This is a genomic window from Comamonas piscis (assembly GCF_014109725.1).
GTDB classification, from domain to species: Bacteria; Pseudomonadota; Gammaproteobacteria; order Burkholderiales; family Burkholderiaceae_C; genus Comamonas; species Comamonas piscis.
Genome location: NZ_CP058554.1, coordinates 4,609,110 through 4,631,273, shown reverse-complemented (window position 1 = coordinate 4,631,273; position 22,164 = coordinate 4,609,110). Strand labels below are relative to the sequence as shown.

Sequence of the window (22,164 nt, the reverse complement as noted above, 5' to 3'; positions counted from 1 at the left end):
TTAGCGCTTTCGGGCGAGGCGTGGGTCGAGCAAATCACGCAGACCATCGCCCAGCAGGTTGAGGCCCAGCACCGACAGCGCAATCGCCACGCCCGGGAAGACGGCCAAGAGTGGCGCCTGGAACATCAAGGTCTGCGCCTCGCTCAGCATGCGGCCCCACGAGGGCTGCGGTGGCTGCGTGCCCAGGCCCAGGTAAGACAGTGCGGCCTCGGCCAGGATCGCAATCGCAAAGCGGATGGTGATCTGCACGATCAAGGTGGCAGAGATATTGGGCAGCACATGCTGCCAGGTAATGGCCCAGGCACCTTTGCCGCAGGCGCGGGCGGCGGTGATGTACTCACGCGCCCAGATGGTGTTGGCCGAGCCGCGCGCAATGCGGGCGAACATAGGGATGTTGTAGATGCCGATGGCCACGATGGCATTGGTGATGCCGGGGCCGAAAACAGCCGTCAGCATGATGGCCGACAGGATGGCGGGGAAGGCCAGCGAGAAATCGGCCAGGCGCATGATGATCTCTTCGATCCAACCCCGCCGGGCAGCGGCCAGCAGACCCAGCGCGGTGCCGACGACCACGCCAATGCCCACGGCAATGACGCCGACCAGGATCGAGGCGCGTGCGCCCAGCAGCAGCTGCGAGGCGACATCGCGGCCATAGGCATCGGTGCCCAGCCAGTGCGAAAGCGATGGGCCTTGCAGCTTGGCCTCCATGTTCATCTCGAAAGCCGAGTGGGGCGTCCAGACATAGGACAGGCCAGCCGCGAGCAGCAGCAGCGCCGTGAGCACCAGGCCGATCATGAAGCTCGGGTTGCGCAGCGCGCGGCGCCACAGCGCGTTGCGGGGGGCCGTGTGGCCAGGCGCGGGGCTGGCAGTGGGCGTGGGTAGGGTCGGGGCGACGGAGGTAGGCGGTTGCATGGCGGGCTCAGATATCGCTGGCTTTGGTGCGGGGGTCGATCCAGGCATAGAGCAGGTCCACCACGAAATTGACGATCACCACCATGGCGGCCAACAGCATCACGCAGTTGCGCACCACCATCAGGTCCCGGTTAGCAATGGCCTGAAAAATCAGGCGGCCCATGCCGGGCAGGTAGAACACGTTCTCGACCACAATCGTGCCGGCCATCAACTCGGCAAACTGCAGGCCCATCACGGTGACCACGGGCACCATGGCATTGCGCAGCACATGGCCGTACAGCGCGGCGCGTTGCGACAGGCCCTTGGCACGTGCGGTGCGCACAAAATCCTCACGCAGCACCTCCAGCACCGATGAGCGGGTGATGCGTGCCAGGATGGCCGCCTGCACCACCGCCAACGACAGCGCTGGAAGCATCAGCGATTGGAGCGCTGCCCCGGGCGAGCCGCCGGAGGCCTCGGTCCAACCCGGAAAACCGCCTGCAGAGAACCATTTGAGGTGCACCGAAAACAGCAGGATCAGCAAAATGGCGAACCAGAAATTGGGAATCGCAATGCCTAGCTGCGCCAGGCCCATGACCCCGACATCGCCGATCTTGTTGTGGCGGCTGGCGGCATAGATGCCGGCCGCCAACGCCACCACGGTGGTGATGGCCATGGCCATCAAGGCCAGCGGCAGGGTGAGGGCCATGCGCTCGCTGATCAGCTCGATCACCGGTGTGCCGTAGCTGTAGCTGTTGCCCAGGTCGAGTTGCACGAGGCCTGTTATCCAATGAACATAGCGCTCCCAAGCGGGCTGGTTCAGCCCCAGCTGCTGGGCCAGCTCGGCCACCGCTTCGGGCGCCGCATCGGGGCCCATCAGCATCTGGGCGGCATTGCCCGGCAGGATCTCCAGCACGAGGAAGACAACAATCGAGGTGCCCAGCAAGGTGAGCAGCAAAGTGAGTGTGCGCTTGAGAATGAATAAGCCCATGGATAGCCGTCGTGGTGAGGAGAGGCGCGCAGACCTGCCGAAGTTGGTTTTTATTTTTTGAGAGCAGCAAGCTTAGCGCGAACAATTCCGACACACCATACATGCTTACTCGCAATGCAAGCAGTATGGCCAAGGCGCAGGCGGGATAATGTCGCTCATGTCACACTTCTTCCCCCGCGCTGGAATCTTGGAGACGCATCCATGGCCTTGATGATTACCGATGAGTGCATCAACTGCGATGTCTGCGAGCCCGAGTGCCCCAACGATGCCATCTCGATGGGGGAGGACTACTACGAGATTGATCCGCAGCGCTGCACCGAATGCGTGGGCCATTTCGACGAGCCCCAGTGCGTGCAGATATGCCCGGTGGCCTGCATTCCGGTGCACCCGGATTTTCAGGAAGACAAGCCTACCTTGATGCAGCGCTATGTGCGCCTGCAAGCCGACAAGGGGCTGTGAGACCGCAGCGCGGCTGAAGCCAGGCGACCCTTTTGCGCGAGAGGGGCGCGCAGCCTTAAGGCAGTCAGGCTGCCGGAGGGCGTGGCGGCTTGGGCCGCTGGGGTTTGGTGGTGTGGATCTTCAAGGTGGCTTTTTCCATATCGCCGGCCAGCAGCTCGGGCGAAGCCTGCAACGCATGGATGATGCTGTCTTCGATCAAGGCGCGCTGGTCAGGCGCGGGTTTGCGCAACACCCAGTTGGGCACCTCTTGCTTGTCGCCCGGATGGCCGATGCCGATGCGCAGGCGCCAATAGTCGGCCGAGCCGAGCTGGGCATGGATATCGCGCAGGCCGTTGTGGCCGCCATGGCCACCGCCGCGTTTGAGCTTGACCTGGCCGGGCGGCAGATCGAGTTCGTCGTGTACCACCAGCACCTCTTCGGGCTTGATTTTGAAAAAGCGCACCAAGGCACCGACGGACTTGCCCGACAGGTTCATGAAGGTCTGCGGCTCCAGCAGCCAGACCGATTCACCCTGGACGGACGTGCGCGCCACCAGGCCGTAGTAATTGCGGTCAGGCACCAGCTGCAGGCGCAAGTCCCGGGCCAGTGCATCGATCCACCAAAAACCGGCGTTGTGGCGCGTGCCTTCGTATTCAGGGCCGGGGTTGCCGAGGCCAACAAACAGCTTGATCATGGGTGGGGTGCAGTGGGTGGGGAGAATGAAAAAAGGCTGCATTGACCAGCAATACAGCCTTTGGCATGCCAACGCCGGAGGCGTCAGCTGCTTGCTCTGCGATTAAGCAGCAGCAGGCGCTTCACCTTCAGCAGGCTCTTCAGCAGCAGGAGCAACCACCGACACCAGTGCTGGGTTGGTTTGTTGCGATGCCAGCTTCACGCCCTTAGGCAGAGCGATGTCCTTCAGACGGATCGTAGCGCCCTTTTCCAGCTTGCTCAGGTCCACCGAGATGAACTCGGGCAGGTCCTTGGGCATGCAACGCACTTCGATTTCGGTCACCACTGGGGTCACCAGCAGCTTTTCCAGCTTGACGGCAGGCGACTCTTCAGCACCGCTGAAGTGCACTGGCACCTTCATGGTCAGTGCGGTGTTCGCATCAACGCGTTGGAAGTCGATGTGCAGGACCAGTTGCTTGTAAGGGTGGTATTGCACGTCGCGCAGCAGCACTTGGCTCTTGGCGCCGTCCAGGTCCAGTTCCAGCACGGATGCGTGGAAAGCTTCCTTCTTCAGTGCGTACCACAGGGTGTTGTGGTCCACTTCGATCAACTGAGGCTCAGCAGCCGCACCATAGATGATGCCAGGCGTACGGCCAGAATTACGCAGGCGGCGGCTCGCACCCGTACCTTGCTTAGCGCGCGCAAAAGCGACAACGTTCATATCATTACTCCAATGTGGGATGAAACCGCGACCAGTTCATCCGGTTAAAAAGGCCGCTACAAAATGCAGCGGCCAGCGAAAACTATCTATTTTAGCAGAAAGCTGAAAAAGAGCCTTGCGGGCCCTTTTGTCATTCGGCTTCCTGGAACAGGCTCATCACCGATTCGCCGGTAGCGATGCGGTGGATCGTCTCTGCAATCAGCGGTGCCACGGACAACTGGCGGATCTTGCTGCAGTTGCGGGCATTGGCCGACAGAGGAATGGTGTCGGTCACCACGACGCCGTCGAGTGCTGCGCCATTGCTGATGCGGTCGATCGCCGGGCCGGAGAAAATGGGGTGGGTGCAGTAAGCGTAGACCTTCTTGGCGCCACGTTCCTTCAGCACTTCAGCGGCCTTGACCAGGGTGCCTGCGGTGTCGATCATGTCGTCCATGATCACGCAGTTGCGGCCTTCGATGTCACCGATCACATGCATGACTTCGGAGACATTGGCCTTGGGGCGGCGCTTGTCGATGATGGCCAGATCGCAATGGAGTTGCTTGGCCAGCGCACGGGCACGCACCACACCGCCGACGTCGGGAGACACGACGATCAGGTCTTCGTAGTTCTTCTGGCGCAGGTCACCCAGCAGCACAGGCGATGCATAGATGTTGTCGACCGGAATATCGAAGAAACCCTGGATCTGGTCTGCATGCAGATCCATGGTCAGCACGCGGCTCACGCCAGCGGCTTGCAGCATGTTGGCAACGACCTTGGCCGTGATAGGCACGCGGGTCGAGCGAACACGGCGGTCCTGGCGGGCATAGCCGAAGTAGGGGATGACAGCACAGATATGCTCAGCCGATGCACGCTTCAGGGCATCGACCATCACCAGCAATTCCATCAAATGGTCATTGGTGGGTGCGCAAGTCGGCTGAACCACAAACACGTCGCGTGTGCGAACGTTCTGCTTGATCTCGACCGTGACTTCGCCGTCAGAAAAACGGCCTACGTCTGCGTCGCCCAAGCGGGTGTGGAGGTTTTGTGCAATTTCAGAGGCAAGTTCGCGGTTGGCGTTGCCGGTGAAAACCATGAAGTCTGGATGATGGTCTTGCATAGCGTCCCAGTGGGTATGGGTTAGCTGTGTGCGTTGCTTGTACGCGGTAAGAAATATGGCAGGGGAAGAAGGATTCGAACCTTCGCATGCCGGAATCAAAATCCGGTGCCTTAACCAGCTTGGCGACTCCCCTACAAGAACTGGTGCTAAGCATCACCAATCCTTTAAAACTCTCAGTCTTGGGCCCAACCTCTTAGAGGATGTTCCATCAGACTTGTGCAATCTCTCACTGTCCAGTCTTGTGAAAAACTGCTGTGGCAGCTACTAGCTTGCGTTTTTTTCACTGCGAAGACTGCGCTACCTGAGCCTGTCATTCTAGCATGTAATCCTTGCAATTTCAAAAAGTCAGAAACTTTTTTTATCGAAGGACACAGGCTTTCTGCGACCGGCTGCAAGTCGTTTCGACCGAAGTCAAATGTCTCTGCAGCGAAGCTCGTCATTGTAGCAGCTTCTGAATCGCGTTTTAGGTTCGGACTTGAAAAAATAAGTTTCGTATCCAGACCCTCTTGCGGCTTCACAACTACCAGCGCGGTGTCTGCTAGTTGCTGCTCGTTTTCGAGTGAGCGTATTATGTCACCGATTCCTTCGACCCAAGCCGACTTTCCGAAAATAAAAAACGGTACATCGGCCCCCAAACCCAGGCCAATGCGCTGCAGTTCGCTGCGTGTCAAACGCAGGTTCCAGAGCTGGTTCAGGGCCAACAAGGTACTGGCCGCATCCGATGAGCCGCCGCCCATGCCTGCTTGTGCGGGCAGGTTTTTTTGCACGCCAATATGCACACCTTGTGTGCAACCAGTGGCTTGTTGCAAGGCCCTGGCGGCGCGGGTGATCAGGTCATCTGCGGGCAGCGGGGTGCTCAGGTCTTCGCGGCTGATCTGGCCGCCGCTGCGCAGCTCAAAGTGCAGGGTATCGGCCCAGTCGATCAGCATGAACACCGACTGCAGCAGGTGATAACCATCGGCGCGCTGGCCGGTGATATGCAAAAACAGGTTGAGCTTGGCAGGCGCGGGAACGTCGTACAGCGTACGCATGGGTCATGGGTCTCACAAAAAAATCATGTCGCATCAAGAACGATGCGCAGGCTCGCCTCGGGCAGCGGATCAGTGCGGCGCGCCAGGATTCGGCCTTCGCTGCGGCCGTCCAGATCGGCCTGCCAGCCAGCGGCGACTGTGGGCTTGCCCTGCAACCAATCAAACAGCGCGGCAATCGGCAGGCTGGTGCCCAGCAGGTCTTGGGTCAGTTCGTCGAGGGAGCTGGCTTGGCGGGTTTGCGTGCCTTGCTGCGCGCTGGCCTGGCCAGGCGACCACTGCACCCGCGCGACGATATTGCCCAAGGGGTTGAGCAACACCAGTTCACCGGCATCGCGGTTGCCCGACAGCTCAAAACTGCCACTGGTGTTTTGCGGCGTGCTGTGCTGCACCTGCACCGACATGCGACCCGACCAGTACGACTGGCCCGGCGCTGCCTCCAGCTGGCGTGCCGCCGTGCTGCAGCCCGCCAGCACCAGCAGCCCGGCGCCGGCAATGGCCAGGCAGATCTGCCTGCGCTGCAGACTCATGGCTTGATTCCCAGGCGTTCCATGGTCTTGTTGACCATGTCGTTGTTGGGCGCTTCCTTGTGCACGGTGCGTAGCAAGTCTTGGGCGGGCTGGCTCTTGCCCTGCTTCAACCAAACCTCGGCCAGGTGGGCGCCGATCTCGGCATCCGGTTGTTTGGTGTAGGCCTGCTCCAGCAGTTGCGCGGCGCGGTCCAGGTTGCCGAGCTTGAACTCCACCCAGCCCAGGCTGTCGGTGATGAAGGGGTCGCCCGGCGCCATGCTGAGCGCTTTCTCGATCAAGGTCTTGGCCTCGTCAAGCTTGAGGCCACGATCGGCCAGCGAATAGCCCAGCGCGTTGTACGCATGGTGGAAATCGGGCTGCAGCGCGATCAGCTTGCGCAGCTGTGTCTCAGCCAGGTCCATGTTGTTCAGGCGCTCGGCCAGCATGGCTTGCTCATACAACGCATCGGGGTCCTGGGGCAGCAGCTCGACCATGCGGGTTTGCAGCTCCAGAGCCTTGGCATAGTTCTTGGCGGTTTTTTGCAACTGCACCTGGGCGGCCAGCTTGGCGCGCGCTTCGCCGGCATTGCCTTCGGGCAACTGTTCCAGCAAGGCGGCAGAGGCGTCGTAGTTGCCTTGCTGCATCTGGACGGAGGCTTTGCGCAGGGTCGCCAGCGCGGGGTTGCCGGCCTTGGCGATTTCATCGGCCCAGCGGTCGGCCTCGGCCCATTTTTGCTGGGCTTCAGCCATTTGCTCGCGCAGCATCAGGCTTTGGATGCGCACTTCGCGCTGCAGAACGGCCGAGGGGAATTTGTCGATCAAGGTGTCGAGCTTGAGCAGGGAGACATCGGCCTCGGTGTACTGCTTGAGCTGCGCTTCCAGCGCTGCCTTCAACATCCAGGCATCGGCAGAATCCGGGCTCAGGCGGGTGGCATTCTCCAGCTGGGTTTTGGCCTCGGCAAAGCGCTCGGCATTCATCAGGCTGCGGGCATAAGCCAAGTGGGCTTCGCCGCTTTTCGATTTGTCCAGAAAATCCACCACCAGCGACTCAGCACCGGGCACGCCGGCACTGACCAGATCGGCGGCCAGACGGGCAGCGCTTTCATTGTCGGCGTTGAGGTGCAGCGATTTGCGCGCGGCCTCCAGCGCGGCTGCCTGTTGGCCTGCCGACAGTTCCATGCGGCCAATGGCCGCCCAGGCGTCGGGGCCGGTGGCGGGGTTTTCCAACTCGGGGGTCAGCGCCTCGCGCACGATGCGGGCGGCCAGCGCCTGGTCGCTGAGCCGGCGGTAAATGCTGGGGATAGCGCGAATCCATTCCAGCTTTTCATCGGGCTTGGCCAGCGCGATTTCCTGCTTGAGCAGCGGACCGGTTTCCTCGCCCTGGTTGGTGGACAGCATCACCTGCAGCAAATAGCGGCTGGCTGCGCGTGATTGGGGGAAAGCGCTTTTCCAGGCCTCGGCCACCTGGGTGGCGCGTGTGCCCGAGCGCGAGAGCAGCGCGAGCTGCGCCGTGCGCTGGTAGACCTTCTCATCGCCAGATCGGCGGGCGGCATCGAGCAGCAGTTCCACACTGGTCGCCGCATCACCGCGGTAGGCATACATCTCGCCCAACAGCAGCTCGTAAAAAAGCTCCGCATCCAGCTCGACCCTGGCATCATCGGCCCGCTCGGCCACCGCCAATGCCAGCTGCCGCTGGGCAGTGCCCTGCTGCGGTGCTTGGGCAGGCGCCGCAAAGGCAGGCGCCATCAGGCCGGAGGCCAGAAAATAAGCCAGTAAACGAAGTTTTTGCGTCATCGGCCCATAATAAACGATGCCCAAGGGCCTTGCAGAAGGAAGAAAGTGCCAGAGTTACCAGAAGTGGAAGTCACGCGGCGAGGATTGATTGCGCCGCTGCAAGGCGCGCGCATCGCGTCGGTACGCATGGGAAAGCCTTTGCGCTGGCCGCTGGGCATCGAAGCCGCCGCCTTGGCGGGCCGCAGCATCACCGAGGTGCAGCGCCGGGGCAAATACATTGTGCTGGTGCTGGACCAGGGTGTGGTGCTGATCCACCTGGGCATGTCGGGCAGTCTGCAGGTCAGCCAGCTGGATGCGCCGGCCGGCCCGCATGACCATTTCGACCTGTTCACCGACCAGCATCTGCTGCGCCTGCATGACCCGCGCCGCTTCGGCGCGGTGGTCTGGTCGCCCGATGCCTACTCCGGCATGGCGGCCAAGCTGTTTGCCAACCTGGGCGTGGAGCCACTGGAGAGCGGCTTCAGTTTTGAGCACCTCTGGGCCGGCTTGCAAAAAACGCGCACGCCCATCAAGCAGTTGCTGCTGGGAGGCCAGGTGGTCGTGGGCGTGGGCAATATCTACGCCAGCGAGGTGCTTTTTTTGGCCGGTATCGCACCGACCAAACCCGCCAACCAGACCACGCGGCCCCAGGCCCGCCGCCTGCATGCGGCGATTGTCGAAGTGCTGACCCGCTCCATTGCGCTGGGTGGCAGCACCTTGCGTGATTTTGTGCAGGTCGATGGCTATGCCGGTGCTTTCCAGGCGCAGGCCAGCGTCTACGGCCGGGCCGGAGAGCCCTGTCAGCAATGCGGCCAGCCGGTGCAGGTGATGAAGCAAGGCCAGCGCAGTACTTATTACTGCAAGCGCTGCCAAAAATAAAAGCAGGCAAGCGGGCAGCCCAAGCGCCGCCCAGCCAACCCATAACTACCCCCCCGAGAACAGCGACAGTGAGCCGATTTTCCGAACATATCGTCGCCTGGCAGACAGTCCACGGACGACACCATCTGCCCTGGCAGAACACCCAGGATGCCTACCGCGTCTGGCTCTCCGAGATCATGCTGCAGCAAACCCAGGTCAGCACCGTGCTGGGCTACTACGAGCGGTTTTTGCAGCGCTGCCCCACGGTGGCCGACCTGGCGGCGGCCAGCGATGAGGACGTCATGGCCCTGTGGAGCGGCCTGGGCTACTACAGCCGCGCCCGCAACCTGCACCGCTGCGCCAAGGAAGTGATGGAGCGCTTTGGCGGTGCGTTCCCGCACACGGTCGAAGAGCTCTCGTCCTTGCCCGGCATTGGCCGCTCCACCGCAGGCGCGATTGCCTCGTTCTGCTTTGCGCAGCGCGCTGCCATTCTGGATGCGAATGTCAAGCGGGTGCTCACCCGCGTGCTGGGCTTTGGCGATGACCTGGCCAGCAGCGCCGCTGAGAAAAAGCTGTGGCTGTTGGCAGAGAACCTGCTGCCTACCACCGACCTGGCGCGCAATATGCCGCGCTACACCCAGGGCATGATGGACATGGGCGCCACCATCTGCACCGCCAAAAAGCCCAGCTGCCTGCTCTGCCCGGTACACAGCGATTGCGTCGCCCACCGCCAGGGCCAGCCCGAGCGCTATCCCGTCAAAACCAAAAAGCTCAAACGCAGCGCAGCCAGCTGGTGGCTGCTGTGCTGGCAACGTCCCGATGGCGCCATCTGGCTGGAAAAGCGACCGGCGCCCGGCATCTGGGCGGGCTTATTCTGCATGCCGGTGCTGGACAGCGAGGATGCGCTGCTGGCGCAGTCCGCCCAGTACGGCACCACCTCGGCGCCCGAGCATGGCACCGCCTTTTTGCATGTGCTCACCCACAAGGATTTGCATCTGCACCCGGTGCGGGTGCCGGTGCCTGCCGATTTTGTACCGGCGCAAGCGGGACAGTGGGTGCTGCCTGCGCAGTGGCCCGATGTGGGCCTGCCCGCACCGGTTCGCAGCCTGCTGCAGCGCGGGTTTTGAGTTACAGCATGTCGCGCGCGTAGTTCAAGCCGATGCCATAACCGTCGCCATTGCTTTCCACAATGGCGCGGGCGGCATCGTAGGTGCTCTTGCGGGTCCAGTCGCGCTGCAGCTCCAGCAAGACCTGCAGCCAGCTGGTCATCTGCACGCCATGGCCTTGCATGCGGCGCAGCGCCATCTCGTGGCCGTTCTCGCTCAGGCCACCGCAGGCATCGGTGACCACCAGGCTTTCATAGCCCGATTCTTGTGCGCTGAGTGCGGCAAAGCTGATGCATGCCTCGGTGAACATGCCCGAGAACAGCAGCTTCTTGCGCCCCGTGGCCAGGATGGCGGCGTCCACGGCGGCATCCTCGAACACATTCATGTTGCGGCGGTCCAGGATCTCGTGCTGGGGCAGCACATTGCGCAGCGCAGGCATCAGCGGGCCGCTGTAGACCTTGGTGGCCGAGGTGCTGATGACCACCGGCAGGTCGAAGGCGACGGCAGTGCGTGCCAGCGCCACCGCATTGTTCAGCATCGTTTGTTGGCTGATGGACTGGACGCCGAAGGCCAGGCCGGCTTGTTGGTCGATGAGAACCAGTGCGCAGTTGTCCGGCGTCAGCAGTGCTTTGGAGGCGGTCATGGTCGGGCTTTCTTGGGAGGTCGGGAAAATCAGAAACTGTGCTTGAGGCCGAGCGTGAAGCCCCGGCCCACGCTGTCATTGCCGGCGCCCTGGTAGCCGTGGCGCCAGCGGGTGTGGTCGAACTCGGCATAGAGCTGGCTGCGTTTGGACAGCAGGTACTCGGCAAAGAACACGGCGCGTGCAAAGCCATCGTCTTGCAGACCGCTGCGTTTGCGCTGCAGGTGGTAGAGCGCGGCGGTCAGGCTGACCGAGGGGTTGAGGTTCCAGCTGGCGCCCAGGCCCTGGATCGAATTGACGGTCTTGGCCGCGTCCGCCTGAGCCGCTTCGGTGCGGCCCAGGTTGCCGGCGATGCGCCAGGCGCTCCATCGGTAGGCGGCGCCCACCGTGGCCGCATTGAGCTTGCGGTTGTCTGCCGTGCGCAGTTGGTGGAACGCGGCGCTCAGCTCCAAGCCCTTGGCTGAGTAAGCCAGCCCGGCACCGGCCGAGCCCATGTGCTTGGCCTCGTTGGCCGATTCGCTGAAGCTGTACATCGCGCGCAAGGTCAGACCCTGGCGGCTGATGCTGTATTTGAGCGCATTGTCCACCCGGAAGGCGGCATTGGTGGAGCCCGAGGCGCCGTACTCTGCGCCCAGGCCGTGCGCCCCCAGGGCGGTATTGGCAATATTGGGGTTGAGCGAGGCCATGCGCATGCCCATCGGCTCGACCGGTGCAATCGCCTCGGCCACGGTGTTGACCTGGCGGCCCAGGGTCAGGCTGCCCAGTGGGCCGCTGATGCCGACGTAGGAGGCGCGGTCGAAAACCTGGGTAGCGCTGATTTGCGAGCCGGTGTCCAGCGCACGTCCACCTTCCATATTAAAGATCGCCTGCATGCCGCCGCCCAGGTCCTCGCTGCCGCGCAGGCCAAAGCGGCTGGTGCTGTTGGCGCCTGAGACCAGGCTGGTCATACGTCCATGGCTGGGTGCCTGTGATGCACTGAGGCCCGTGCTGTAGCGCACACCCAGGTCGGCAATGCCGTAGATGCTGATGTTGGAGCTGGATTGGGCGCTGGCCAGCAAGGGCAGGCAGAGGCTGAGCAGTGCCATCGGCGGGGCCAGTGGCAGGCGGCTGCGGGTGCTGCCGGCATGAGGAGAAAAGCGCATGGGTCGTTGTGGTGCAGGATGAATGCTGACTGTAGAGAGGCTGGCGCTGCAGCGCATCCTGCCAAAGACCAAGGGCCAGTCCCTCTTTGGAGGGAGCCAGCAGCGCAGCAGCGGCTGGGGTTTTCATCGGTTTGGCCCTGGCCATAGCTATACCAAGGAACAATATTCATTCGCAGCTCTTGTTGTTACGCTTGCGACTTTCAATGAGGAGTAAGCCATGAGCGCTTGGAATTCAGCGGTGGCCACGACGCCTATTGCCGTGGCGGTTGCCCACAGAGACCCTTTGGTGCAAGCCGGGCTGCGCGCCACGCTGATGTCCGAGAACGACTTTGCGGTCAGCATTCTGCCGACCGATGACCCCGCGCTGCGCGTCCAGGCTGATGTGGTGGTGGCGGACTACGACACGGCGCTGGAATGGTTTTCTTCAGCATCTGTGTCCTCTGCGCCGTATGGGTCCAGCGCGCGAGTAGCCAAGGTGATGGTGGTCAGCCACCGGGACCGCGAGACCGAGATCCGCACCGCGCTCGATCTGGGGGTGCGCGGCTACCTGCTGCTCGGATGCGCTGTCGAAGAGATGGTGATGGGCGTGCGCGCCTTGTCCCGAGGGCAACTGCATCTGGACCGCTCGGCTGCACTGCGGGTGGCCGAAAGCCTGGGCCGCCAGGTGCTGACCACGCGCGAAAACGATGTGTTGGAGGGCATTGTTGAAGGCAAGGTCAACAAAACCATTGGCAATGAATTGGGCATCACGGTTGGTACGGTCAAGGCCCATGTCAAGGCCATTCTGGCCAAGCTCGGCGCCCGCACCCGCACCGAGGCGGCAGCCATTGCGCGCCGCCGCGGGCTCACCGATCTGCCCAACTAAGAACGAAGAACTAAGACCGGTGGCGCATGGAACCTGAGGCGTCACAAGGCCCGCCGTAGCGGGCCAAGTCATCAGCTCTTGAAGAAAGCCAGCAGATCCGGATTGATGACATCCGCATTGGTCACGCACATGCCGTGCGACAGGCCGGGGTAGACCTTCAGTTTGGCGTTGGGCAACAGCTTGGCGGTCTGCTCGCTGGAGCCGGCCAGCGGCACGATCTGGTCGTCATCACCGTGCAGCACCAAGGTGGGCACCGTGACCTTCTTCAGGTCGTCCGTAAAGTTGGTTTCCGAGAAGGCCTTGATGCCTTCGTAATGGGCTTGGATAGAGCCCATCATGCCCTGCATCCACCAGTGTTCGCGGATGCCTTCGGAGATCTTGGCGCCGGGGCGGTTGTAGCCATAGAACGGCATCGAGAACTCTTTGAAGAACTGGGCGCGGTTGCTGGCCACTGACGAGCGGATGCCATCGAGCACTTCCAGCGGCACGCCTTGCGGGTTCACGGAACCCTTGAGCATCATCGGAGGCACGGCACCGATCAGCACGGCCTTGGCCACGCGCGAGCTGCCATGGCGGGCAATGTAGCGCACCACTTCACCACCGCCGGTTGAGTGGCCGATATGGATCGCGTCCTTCAGGTTCAAATGGGCGGTGAGGGCGGCCAAGTCGTCGGCGTAGTGGTCCATGTCATGGCCTACCGACGTCTGGCTGGAGCGGCCATGGCCACGGCGGTCATGCGCGATGACGCGGAAGCCGCGCTGCACGAAGTACAGCATCTGGCCTTCCCAGTCATCGGAGCTCAGGGGCCAGCCGTGCGAGAACACGAGCGGCTGACCGGTGCCCCAGTCCTTGAAGAAAATCTGGGTGCCGTCTTGGGTGGTGAGGTAGTTCATGGTGTCAGCTTTCGGGTTGAGAGGGGTACTGGGCGTGGCAGCGCTGTGCCGGGAGGGCGTGGCCCATGCCGCGAGCGGGAAGCCCGTGGCAGCGGCCAAGCCCAGACCGGTGACGATCAGTCGTCGGCGTGTCGCGTCCTCAGGCGCTGGGATTGGAGTGGTATCGTTTTGCATGAAAGACTTTCAATGCGCTGTCCCGAACTGAGGCGTTCAGGCCAACGCATGGTCCATGCTAATGATTCGCTCCGCACTGCACCTCCCCCGCAGAGGCGCGGCGCAGCTACCTCTTAAGGGTCAGGTCTGGGCCATTGGCAGCGTGAAGGAAATCACCGTGCCTTGCGGTAGGTTGGGATGCGCCCAAATACGCCCATGGTGGGCTTCGACAATCGATTTGCAGATGGCCAGCCCCATGCCCATGCCCTTTTTCTTGGTCGTGAAGAAGGCTTCAAATAAACGCTCGGCATGGTCTTGCTCCACGCCGGGGCCTGAATCGGCGACGCTGATGCAGAGCATGCCCGATGGCTCCACAGCGCTGGTGACCGAGAGAAGGCGCTGGGTTTGCGCAGACTCGGCGATGGCTTCCATGCCATTGCGCAGCAGATTCATCAGCACTTGATTGAGCTGGATGCGGTCTGCCATCACGGGGGCATTCTGCGCAAAAGGCCCCAGCTGTATGCGCACCTGATGGCGCTTGAGTTCCTCCTGGATCAAGATGGCGACTTCCTTGACGGCGCCCAGCAGTTCGATCGGGGCCAACTCCGGGCCTGACTTGCGGGCGATGGCATGCAGGCCCCGCACCACGCTGGCCGCACGCGTGCCCTCGTTATGGATGCTGCCCAGCACCTGCTCGACCTCCTGCAGCTCGGGCTGCGGTCTGCGTATCCAGTTCAGCCCCGCGCTGGCATTGGTGACGATCGCAGCCAGCGGCTGGCTGATCTCATGCGCCACACAGGCGGCAAATTCGGCCATGGTCAGCATGCCTGCGGAGCGCGCCAACTCGGCATGGGCCTCGCGGAGCGCGTTTTCCATGGCCAGGCGCAGCGACAGGTCGCGGAATACCAGCACCGTGCCGGAGAGTTGGCCTCGGGCATCGATGATCGGCGATGCCGATTGCTCGATGGGGGTCTCCTTGCCATGGGCATCGGTCAAAACCAGGTTGGCGTTGGTGCCCAGAGACCAGCCGGTTTCATCCTCGCTGACGTGGTACACCTGGGCCAGCGTTTGGCCCATAGCCTGCTCGGCGCTTATGCCTGTCAACTGCTCGGCCTTGGGGTTCATATAGCTGATGCGCCCATCACTGCCAATCGAGATGACAGCATCCCCGATGCTGGCCAAGGTCGCCGCATAGCGGTTTTCGCTGGCCCGCAGTTGGCGATCAAAAGCGTGCTTGTACAAGGCAATCTCGATGGCGGTGCGGAGCTGGGATTCGTCAAAGGGCTTGAGCACATAGCCTTGCGGGTCCGCCATGCTGGCGCGCTGCAAGGTGTCATCGTCGGCATAGGCGGTCAGAAAGACGACGGGGATGTCGCACAGCTGGCGAACTTCTCTGGCCGCCGTGGTGCCATCCATCTTTCCCTCCAATCGGATGTCTGCCAGTACCAGATCGGCGCGGTTGTTGCGAGCCAGCTCCGCGGCTTCTTCCCCCAGCGCGGTGCTGCCTGCTATCTGGTAGCCCAGGCGCGAGAGTTGGTTGCGCAAGTCTCTGGCCACGACAAAATCGTCTTCCACAATCAGGATGCGCGCGGGAGTCATGTCCAACTTTCGGTGGCTGGTGCCGGGCTGGGAAGCCCTGCATCCATGCGGAATTCAATGCAAAACAAGGTGCCGGCCTCACGTACCACCCGCAGGCGGCCTCGCAGCTGGTGGCTGAGGTCGGCAACCAACTGCAGCCCCAAGGTCTCCGCACTCTCGGGCCCGATGTTGCTGGGCAGCCCGATGCCGCTGTCGGCCACAGTCAGGCGGTAATGCTGGTTGGGCAGGGGCTGCATGCGCACGTGGATGGTTCCGCTGCTGCCGTCTGGGAAAGCGTGCTTGAGCGCATTGGAAACCAGCTCATTGACAATCAGGCCGCAGGAAACAGCCTGGCTGAGGCTGAGCTCAATGTCGTCCACCTGTACATGCAGGCGCACCCGGCTTGCGTCGAGCGCGTAGACATGGCCCAACTGGGCGCAGAGTTTTTCCAGGTGCTGGTCCATGGGTACTCTGGCGAAGTTGCCCGCACGGTACAGGTTCTCGTGTACCAAGGCCATGGAGCGCACCCGGTTGCGGCTCTCCGCAAAAAGCTCGGCCACTGCGGGTTCCGGTATACGGTGTGCCTGCAAGCTGAGCAAGCTGCTGATGAGCTGCAGGTTGTTCTTGACGCGGTGGTGGACCTCCTGCAGCAAGGACTCTTTCTCACCCAGTGAGGCATTCTCCATGCTGGTGGCGGCCATCGAGGCAATCAAGGTGAGCAAGGCCACGCGGTCTGCATTGAACACATGGCCGGTGAGCGAGTTCTCCAGGTACAGAATCCCCAGCGGTTCAGCGCGTCGCATCAGCGGCAGGCATAGCACTGAGCGTGCGCGCGCCTGGGCAAGATAAAGGTCGGAGGCAAAAGGCCCGGGGTCCCGCGCGTCCTCGATCAGGACATGGCTGTGGGTGCGCAAGCAGTAATGCAGCACGGACAGCGGCAGCAGCTCGCCACTGGCGGGGACCTGCTGCTGGTTGAATCCGACCGTGCCGTGCTCGGCTTTGGCTTGGGCCTGTATGCGCAGTTGGTCGCCATGGGGTAGCACCAACACAGCGCGGTCTGCAGCGGCGTATTCCAGCGTCATGGTCATCAGCGTCTGCACCAGCTGGCTCAGGCCTTTCTCTGCGGCCAGTGCCTGCGAGATGCGTACCAGCGTCTCCACATCCATCGAGCGCAGCGGCCGTTCAGACACTGCGGTGCGGGCCTGCTCCGCGCTTGGCAACAGCCCGGCATGCTGATTTTGCAGATGCAGTGCCATGCCGTGCGCACCCAGGCTCAGCCAACGCTCACGTGCCGATGCGCGCAGTGCCAGGGCCATGGTCTGGCGGCCTTGTTGCGCATGAAATTGTGCTGACAGACCCAGCGCCAATGCCTCGATGTGGGCCATGCTGGCCTGGCGTGCCCAGGTGGCACTGTCGTCATAGTGCTGCATGGCACTGTGCTCGTCGCCATCCAGTCGGGCTGCTTCTGCCTCCAGCAGGGCCAGCCGGCAGGCAAAATTGGCCGGGCTGCTTTGGGCCCAGATGGCATGTTGGGCCCGGTGCTGCTCCAGCTTGCTGCGATGGGGCGCGCGTGCGGCACCAGATACACCTTGGCAAGCCGCGGCATGGATGAGACCGCTCCACAGGTGGTACTCGGCAAACTCGAGGTGCCCTTTGGAGGTCCACAGCAGTGGCTCGGCATGGTCCATGGCCTGCAGCGCTTCGGCCACGCGTCCGGCCAGAAAACGCGCCTGGCCTTTGCGAATCCAGTACCAGCAGGCAGCGATGTCGAGGCTGCGGTTGGTACTGAGGTGTAGCTCGAACGCGGCTTCGTCAAAACCGCTGTCATCCAAGGAACCAAACCGGTGGCTGCGACCTTGCAACATGGCTACGAGGCGCAGCTGCGCCGTCATGATATCCACAATCAAGCCAAAGCGCGCCGTCTCCATCAGCTGCAGGCGTTGCCCGCCCTCGGCATCGATCAGGTCCAGGGCATCTCCGGAGAACAGCATGCTGGTGACCAGCGTGCAAGAGCTGAAGCCCGAGTAGGTGATGTCGCCGGTCTCGCGGGTGATGGCAAAGGCCTTGCGCAGCAGAGGAGGGGTTTCCTGCATGTCGCGCGTCCAGGGCAGCACGTGGTAGGCGAAGCACATGTACACCCTGGCGCGGTAGCGCGTGTGTTCGCCGCGCTCTATCACCGCGTAGCCCAGTCGACCAAACGCCAAGGCCGTGGGGTAGTCGTCAAAGCAGGGGCCCAGCACCATGCCCAGGTAGGCGTAAGCCAGCGGGGAGGCATTGGTATTGCCCGATTCGATGCTGAGATTGGCCATGCGGCACAGCACTAGGCAGACCAGGTTCTCATCACTGAAAAAGGCCGGAGGCAGCACCGCCGCCAGCACATCCATGGTGGCGCGGTGCAGGGGGTGGGCCATGGCGGGCAGTTCCGCCAGGGAGGCCACGGTTCGCTGGTCCAGCGCTGCACGCAGCGCTTGGTATTCCCGCAGCACTTCTTGGCGGCTGGGATGTGCAGGCCAGGACATGCCACACAAAGACAAGAAGGCCAGGCAGGTGCTGATTGCTCTGGCACTGTCGTCGAGTGCCAGGCAGACCGTGATTTGCAAGGATGCCAGGCTTGCCCGCTCCAAGGTGTGCGTGATCTTGGGGGACAGGTGGCGCAATCTGCGATCGGCAGCCTCGGGATCGCCCGCATAGAACTCGCACTCCGCATGCGTGCGGGCGAGCTCAAAGCACAGTTGCGCGTCAACCTGCCATGCATTGGCGGGCAGCAGTGACTGCGCACGCGCCAGGTACTGCAAGGCCGCCAGGTAGGCGTTGTCGGCCATGGCACTGCGGGCAGCTTGCAGGTAGAGGCTGGCCACCTGCATGCGCTCGGCATCCTCGGTCACCAGCATGTCGCCGCGCAGGAACTGGTTGACGGTATCAAAGTGCTGGGATTCCCAGCTGTTGTGCGCCGGCGCATGGCCGGCCAGCAGCCTGCGGGCGATGCCCAGGTGCATGCTGGCGCGCTCGGATTCAGGCAGCATGGCATAGGCCGCCTCCTGAATCTTGTCATGCATGAAGCGATAGCCCTGCCCATCGGCGGCAACCAGCCCCATCTCCTGTGCAGAGACGAGGGCTTGCTGGATCTGCGCTGGCGACATCTCGGCAACGGCGGTCAGGGTGGCTACGGTGGCGCGCGCGCCAAGGCTGGCGAGCACCGTGAGAAGCCGGACACTGCCGGCCTCCAGGCGAGCCATCTTGTGGGCGACCAGCTCGGCCACATTGAGGCTGTAGTCCAGCGCATCGATGGCCGCATGGTCCCATCGCCATAGCTGCTGGTCGTGGTCAAAAGCCAGCAGGCGCTGGTCGGCCATCTCGGTCAGCAGTTGCTTGCAGAACAGGGGGTTGCCCTGGGTCTTGGCCCATAGCAGTTGGGCCAGCTCGGTCAAGGGGTTGCTGGGGCTGTTGCGCCCTGCCAGGCTGCTGTTGAGCAGATTTTCCAGATCTTGCAACGAAAGAGGTTGCAGCTCGATAACGGTCATCGCTGCATTGGCATCGCGCCACTGCGCGAGCTGGGCGACAAGCGCGGGATTGTCTGCCACTTCGTTGGAGCGGTAGGCGCCGACAAACAGCACATGGCGCAGCCCCGGGGCGTTCAGCAACGATGAGAAAAGGTCGAGAGAGGCAGGATCGATCCAATGGATATCGTCTAGGAAAAACACCAGCGGGTGCCCCTCGCTGCAGAACACCGACAAAAACTGCTGCACGGCCATCTGAAAGCGCAAGGCGTTTTCGGTGGCAGCCACCTCTTTGAGGGCAGGTTGCGGTCCGATGATATGCGCCAGCGCGGGCACCAGGTTGACGACCACCTGCCCATGCGCACCCAGTGCCTGTGCAAGGCGTTGCCGCCAGGTGGCCAGCGCCTTGGGATCCAGGCTCAGCAACTGCGTCACGAGTTGTCGCAGCGCCTGAGCTACTGTGGCGTAGGGGATGTCGTCTTTGCGCACCTCGAACTTGCCACTGGCAAACATGAGTGGCTGGGGCAGGCTGGCACGCAGCTCCGCGACCAAGGCCGTCTTGCCAACCCCTGCATAGCCTGACAAGAGGACACAAGCGCTGCGACCATGGGTGCCGACGCTCTGGACCTGTTGCCGCAGCAGGTTCAGCGTTGCTGTGCGGCCGAAGAGCTGCTCTGGCAGGACGAGGCGGTCAGAGAGATCCTGTGTGCCCAAGGCCATCGCAGGCATTTGCCCGCTGTGCTCCAAGCCCCATGCCATGCGCTGCAGATCGTACACAAGGCCGGTTGCTGTCTGGTAGCGGTCTTCAGCAGCTTTGGCCAGCAGCTTGAGAATAAGTTCGGACAGCAGGGCGGGCACGCCGGGGTGGCGAATGGAAGGCGGCACGGGGCTGCGCGCCAGATGGCAATGGGCCCATTCGCTGGCGTCCTGGGCCTCAAAAGGCAAATGGCCGCAGGCCATCTGGTAGAGGATGACGCCCAACGCATAGAGGTCACTGCGCGCATCCATGCTGCGTTGTATGCGCCCCGTTTGTTCTGGGGACAGATAGGGCCATGCCTCTGCAGGGGCGGCGGGTTCGGTGGCGGCGACCGCATGGCGTGCTTCCTTGCTGGCCCGCATGAATCCGATCAGAAACACCGAGCCGCCGTCGCCGACCAACAGATGCTGGGGGCGCAGATCCTGGTGGACCACGCGGCAGGCGTGCAACTGCGCCAGTGCCTGCGCAATGGCCGTGGCGAGCACCAGGCATTGCCGCAGGGGCACCGGCAGGCCCGAGGTCAACTGCAGGGGGCGGCCGCCCGGATCGGTGTGCAGCAGAGCAGGGCGGCCTTGCAGCAGCAGAGGGTGCAGCGGTACCGCGCAACAGGCCTGAGGCACAGCAGCGCGCATCGCGTAGGCATGGTCTCGGCGCTGGGTGGCTTCCAGCAGCGGACTGCCGGGATCCGAGACAGTCAGCAGCAGGTTGCCGCTCGCGCGATGAAGCCGGTAGAGTTGTCCGTCACCGCTGAGGCTCAGGCGCTCGAGCTGCTCCCCAGGCCGAATATCCAGCTGGTCAGCGCGCAGCGCTTCCCCGTCATCCTGCTGCGCTGCTGGCAGAGCCCTGCGGATCATGGTGTGCGGCGATGGTGTTCCTGACAGCGATCCAGGGCATCGTGTACCCGTTCCATCAGGGTGAAGTCTGCAAAAGGCTTGGGAACGAAAGCAAAGGCTCCGGCAGTGTCGGCTCGCAACTGGGTTTCCTGGTCGTCGTGGGCGGAGACCATGATGGTGGGAATGCGCTGGCCTGCCAACTCAAGCGCACGCATCACCTCCAGGCCTGTCATGCCCGGCATGCGCTGGTCCAGGATCAAACAGCACAACTGCGCCAGCACTGGGCTGCGCAGCAATTCCTCACCCGAAGCGAAGGTATGGCTGGAGATACCGATGGAGCGCAGCCAGTTGGCCAGCGCCATACGAACGGATGCATCGTCATCCACGATACCGATCAATGGCTGGTGCAGGCCGGCTGGGCCTGTCGTCCCCAATTCTTCTGTCATCAATAGAGCATACAAGAAGCACCTGCTGCGGAGATTGCACTTTGGTATAGGTTGGGGAACTAAAGGACCCTCGGCAAAACTCCCTGCCGGGGTCTGAACGCGGGCTCGGGCGATCCGCTGTGTTGTCTTTCTTGTCAATAGCGCGCTATTGACTGCAAAAGACGCCTTGCGGCTCATCCCGATCCGCGTCCATCCCGCTAGGCGAGGGTTTTGCAGAGGATCCTTAGCTCTTTGTAAAAAACGCCAGCGTCCCCCTCTGCGTCCGCGCGTCTCTCACCGAGAGAGGGTTCTGCGCAGGGCCGTCAGCGAGGCGAATCCGCGCCAGGCAAGATCGTTGCAAGGCGCTCGGACATGCGCACCAGGTCAGGCAGCGAGGCGGCCCGCATCTTGGACATGACCTGGCGCCGGTGGACCTTGACGGTGATTTCGCTGGTGCCGATACCGGCAGCCACTTGCTTGTTGAGCAAACCCTGAACGACCAGGCCCATCACCTGGCGCTCGCGGGGTGTCAGGCTATGGTAGAGCGTGATCAGTGCGTCTTGTCCCTGCAGGCAGGCCAGTGCTGCGGCATCGGCGTGCAGGGCGTTGTCAATGGCTTCCAGCAGTTCCTGGTCGCCAAAGGGTTTGGTCAGAAACGCCGTGGCGCCGGCTTTCATGGCGCGCACGGTCATGGGAATGGTGCCGTAGCCGGTGAGAAAGATGATGGGCAAGCAGCGTCGTCGCTGCCCGATGGCCTGTTGCACATCAAAACCGGTAGCGCCTAGCAACTGCATATCCAGCACCAGGCAGGCGGGGCTTGCAGGTTCAGGCGACTGCAAAAATTCATTCGCGCTGGCAAAGGTTTCGCAGTCCAGCGCCACCGAGCGCAGCAGGCTTGACAGCGAGCCGCAGACCGCCTTGTCGTCATCCACGACGAAGACCTTGGCCCCCGCCAAAAACTGCCAGTCAGGGCGGCCTTGCGGTTGCTGTGTGAGGGAAAAGGGCCCTGGACCGGAGGCTAGCGATCCCATCGGCGCTCCTTTCGTGCAACCTGCGCCATGCATGGCCCCACCTGGCCCGCAAGTGGGCGCATGCAGATCGGCGCATGGGGCGAGGGGCAGGGGGGTGGGTAGAGGCGCATGGGTCGGCTATCAGGCTGGGCAGGCTCCATTTTCGCCAAGCCCAGGCGGAGTGGTCGCAAAAAGTAAGCGTTTTTGTGTTTTTGTGTATGCAATTGGCCGCTCACTTACTGGATGTCGATGGCTCATATCGCGTTTTTGCATGCCTTCTACCCATTTA

General features: G+C 62.6%; 20 protein-coding genes and 1 tRNA gene. 5 read left to right on the top strand and 16 right to left on the bottom strand.

Features of this window, described 5'->3' with window-relative positions; genetic code table 11:
• Complete coding sequence (locus HS961_RS20950; RefSeq protein WP_182325351.1) at positions 1–912, bottom strand: ABC transporter permease; 912 nt, start codon at positions 910–912, stop codon at positions 1–3.
• Between the two features lie 7 nt (positions 913–919).
• Positions 920–1,882 (bottom strand): ABC transporter permease, encoded by a 963-nt coding sequence (locus HS961_RS20945; protein ID WP_182325349.1) that lies wholly within the window; start codon positions 1,880–1,882, stop codon positions 920–922.
• 201 nt (positions 1,883–2,083) lie between these two features.
• On the opposite strand from HS961_RS20945, the gene HS961_RS20940 reads away from it, so the two are divergent.
• Entirely contained in the window at positions 2,084–2,341 is a 258-nt protein-coding gene (locus HS961_RS20940; protein ID WP_182325347.1) for a YfhL family 4Fe-4S dicluster ferredoxin, read from the top strand.
• Positions 2,342–2,405: 64 nt separating this feature from the next.
• Here HS961_RS20940 and pth read toward each other — a convergent pair whose 3' ends face one another.
• From pth to HS961_RS20905, 7 genes are all read right to left on the bottom strand, one after another.
• Positions 2,406–3,014 carry an aminoacyl-tRNA hydrolase gene (gene pth, locus HS961_RS20935; RefSeq protein WP_182325345.1) on the bottom strand — a complete coding sequence of 203 codons (609 nt, stop codon included), beginning with the start codon at positions 3,012–3,014 and terminating at the stop codon, positions 2,406–2,408.
• Between the two features lie 102 nt (positions 3,015–3,116).
• On the bottom strand, positions 3,117–3,713 hold the full coding sequence (locus HS961_RS20930; RefSeq protein WP_182325343.1) for a 50S ribosomal protein L25/general stress protein Ctc: 597 nt from the start codon (positions 3,711–3,713) through the stop codon (positions 3,117–3,119).
• Positions 3,714–3,843: 130 nt separating this feature from the next.
• Positions 3,844–4,809 carry a ribose-phosphate pyrophosphokinase gene (locus HS961_RS20925; RefSeq protein WP_182325341.1) on the bottom strand — a complete coding sequence of 322 codons (966 nt, stop codon included), beginning with the start codon at positions 4,807–4,809 and terminating at the stop codon, positions 3,844–3,846.
• A 56-nt stretch (positions 4,810–4,865) separates the two neighbouring features.
• Positions 4,866–4,942: transfer RNA gene (locus HS961_RS20920), tRNA-Gln, on the bottom strand.
• A gap of 40 nt (positions 4,943–4,982) precedes the next feature.
• A complete protein-coding gene (gene ispE, locus HS961_RS20915; protein WP_182325339.1) occupies positions 4,983–5,840 on the bottom strand; it encodes a 4-(cytidine 5'-diphospho)-2-C-methyl-D-erythritol kinase in 858 nt (285 codons plus the stop codon).
• A gap of 23 nt (positions 5,841–5,863) precedes the next feature.
• Entirely contained in the window at positions 5,864–6,367 is a 504-nt protein-coding gene (locus HS961_RS20910) for a lipoprotein insertase outer membrane protein LolB (protein ID WP_182325337.1), read from the bottom strand.
• Positions 6,364–8,139: a tetratricopeptide repeat protein gene (locus HS961_RS20905; RefSeq protein ID WP_182325335.1), complete on the bottom strand. Its 1,776-nt coding sequence runs from the start codon at positions 8,137–8,139 to the stop codon at positions 6,364–6,366. The genes HS961_RS20910 and HS961_RS20905 overlap by 4 nt, the downstream gene beginning before the upstream one ends.
• Before the next feature lie 45 nt (positions 8,140–8,184).
• Here HS961_RS20905 and mutM point away from each other — a divergent pair, with 45 nt between their 5' ends.
• The gene (gene mutM, locus HS961_RS20900) at positions 8,185–8,997 is read left to right on the top strand and encodes a bifunctional DNA-formamidopyrimidine glycosylase/DNA-(apurinic or apyrimidinic site) lyase (protein WP_182325333.1); all 813 of its coding nucleotides are present in this window, start codon (positions 8,185–8,187) and stop codon (positions 8,995–8,997) included.
• 68 nt (positions 8,998–9,065) lie between these two features.
• Complete coding sequence (mutY, locus tag HS961_RS20895) at positions 9,066–10,103, top strand: A/G-specific adenine glycosylase (RefSeq protein ID WP_238347689.1); 1,038 nt, start codon at positions 9,066–9,068, stop codon at positions 10,101–10,103.
• A 1-nt stretch (position 10,104) separates the two neighbouring features.
• On the opposite strand, the gene HS961_RS20890 is transcribed toward mutY, so the two are convergent.
• A complete protein-coding gene (locus tag HS961_RS20890) occupies positions 10,105–10,725 on the bottom strand; it encodes an isochorismatase family protein (protein WP_182325329.1) in 621 nt (206 codons plus the stop codon).
• 29 nt (positions 10,726–10,754) lie between these two features.
• A complete protein-coding gene (locus HS961_RS20885; RefSeq protein ID WP_238347688.1) occupies positions 10,755–11,864 on the bottom strand; it encodes a porin in 1,110 nt (369 codons plus the stop codon).
• A gap of 22 nt (positions 11,865–11,886) precedes the next feature.
• Here HS961_RS20885 and HS961_RS20880 point away from each other — a divergent pair, with 22 nt between their 5' ends.
• Positions 11,887–12,078 (top strand): hypothetical protein, encoded by a 192-nt coding sequence (locus HS961_RS20880; RefSeq protein WP_182325327.1) that lies wholly within the window; start codon positions 11,887–11,889, stop codon positions 12,076–12,078.
• Positions 12,079–12,081: 3 nt separating this feature from the next.
• Positions 12,082–12,729, top strand: a complete 648-nt coding sequence (locus HS961_RS20875; RefSeq protein ID WP_182325325.1) for a response regulator transcription factor — start codon at positions 12,082–12,084, stop codon at positions 12,727–12,729.
• A 71-nt stretch (positions 12,730–12,800) separates the two neighbouring features.
• On the opposite strand, the gene HS961_RS20870 is transcribed toward HS961_RS20875, so the two are convergent.
• The 5 genes from HS961_RS20870 to HS961_RS20850 all read right to left on the bottom strand — a co-directional run bounded on the left by HS961_RS20870 (position 12,801) and on the right by HS961_RS20850 (position 21,896).
• Positions 12,801–13,796: an alpha/beta fold hydrolase gene (locus HS961_RS20870; protein WP_202883131.1), complete on the bottom strand. Its 996-nt coding sequence runs from the start codon at positions 13,794–13,796 to the stop codon at positions 12,801–12,803.
• A 120-nt stretch (positions 13,797–13,916) separates the two neighbouring features.
• Positions 13,917–15,374, bottom strand: a complete 1,458-nt coding sequence (locus tag HS961_RS20865; protein ID WP_182325321.1) for an ATP-binding protein — start codon at positions 15,372–15,374, stop codon at positions 13,917–13,919.
• Entirely contained in the window at positions 15,371–20,461 is a 5,091-nt protein-coding gene (locus tag HS961_RS20860; RefSeq protein WP_182325319.1) for an AAA family ATPase, read from the bottom strand. The genes HS961_RS20865 and HS961_RS20860 overlap by 4 nt, the downstream gene beginning before the upstream one ends.
• A complete protein-coding gene (locus tag HS961_RS20855; RefSeq protein WP_182325317.1) occupies positions 20,458–20,886 on the bottom strand; it encodes a response regulator transcription factor in 429 nt (142 codons plus the stop codon). The genes HS961_RS20860 and HS961_RS20855 overlap by 4 nt, the downstream gene beginning before the upstream one ends.
• A gap of 302 nt (positions 20,887–21,188) precedes the next feature.
• Positions 21,189–21,896: a response regulator transcription factor gene (locus HS961_RS20850; protein WP_182325315.1), complete on the bottom strand. Its 708-nt coding sequence runs from the start codon at positions 21,894–21,896 to the stop codon at positions 21,189–21,191.
• Positions 21,897–22,164 lie beyond the last annotated feature (268 nt).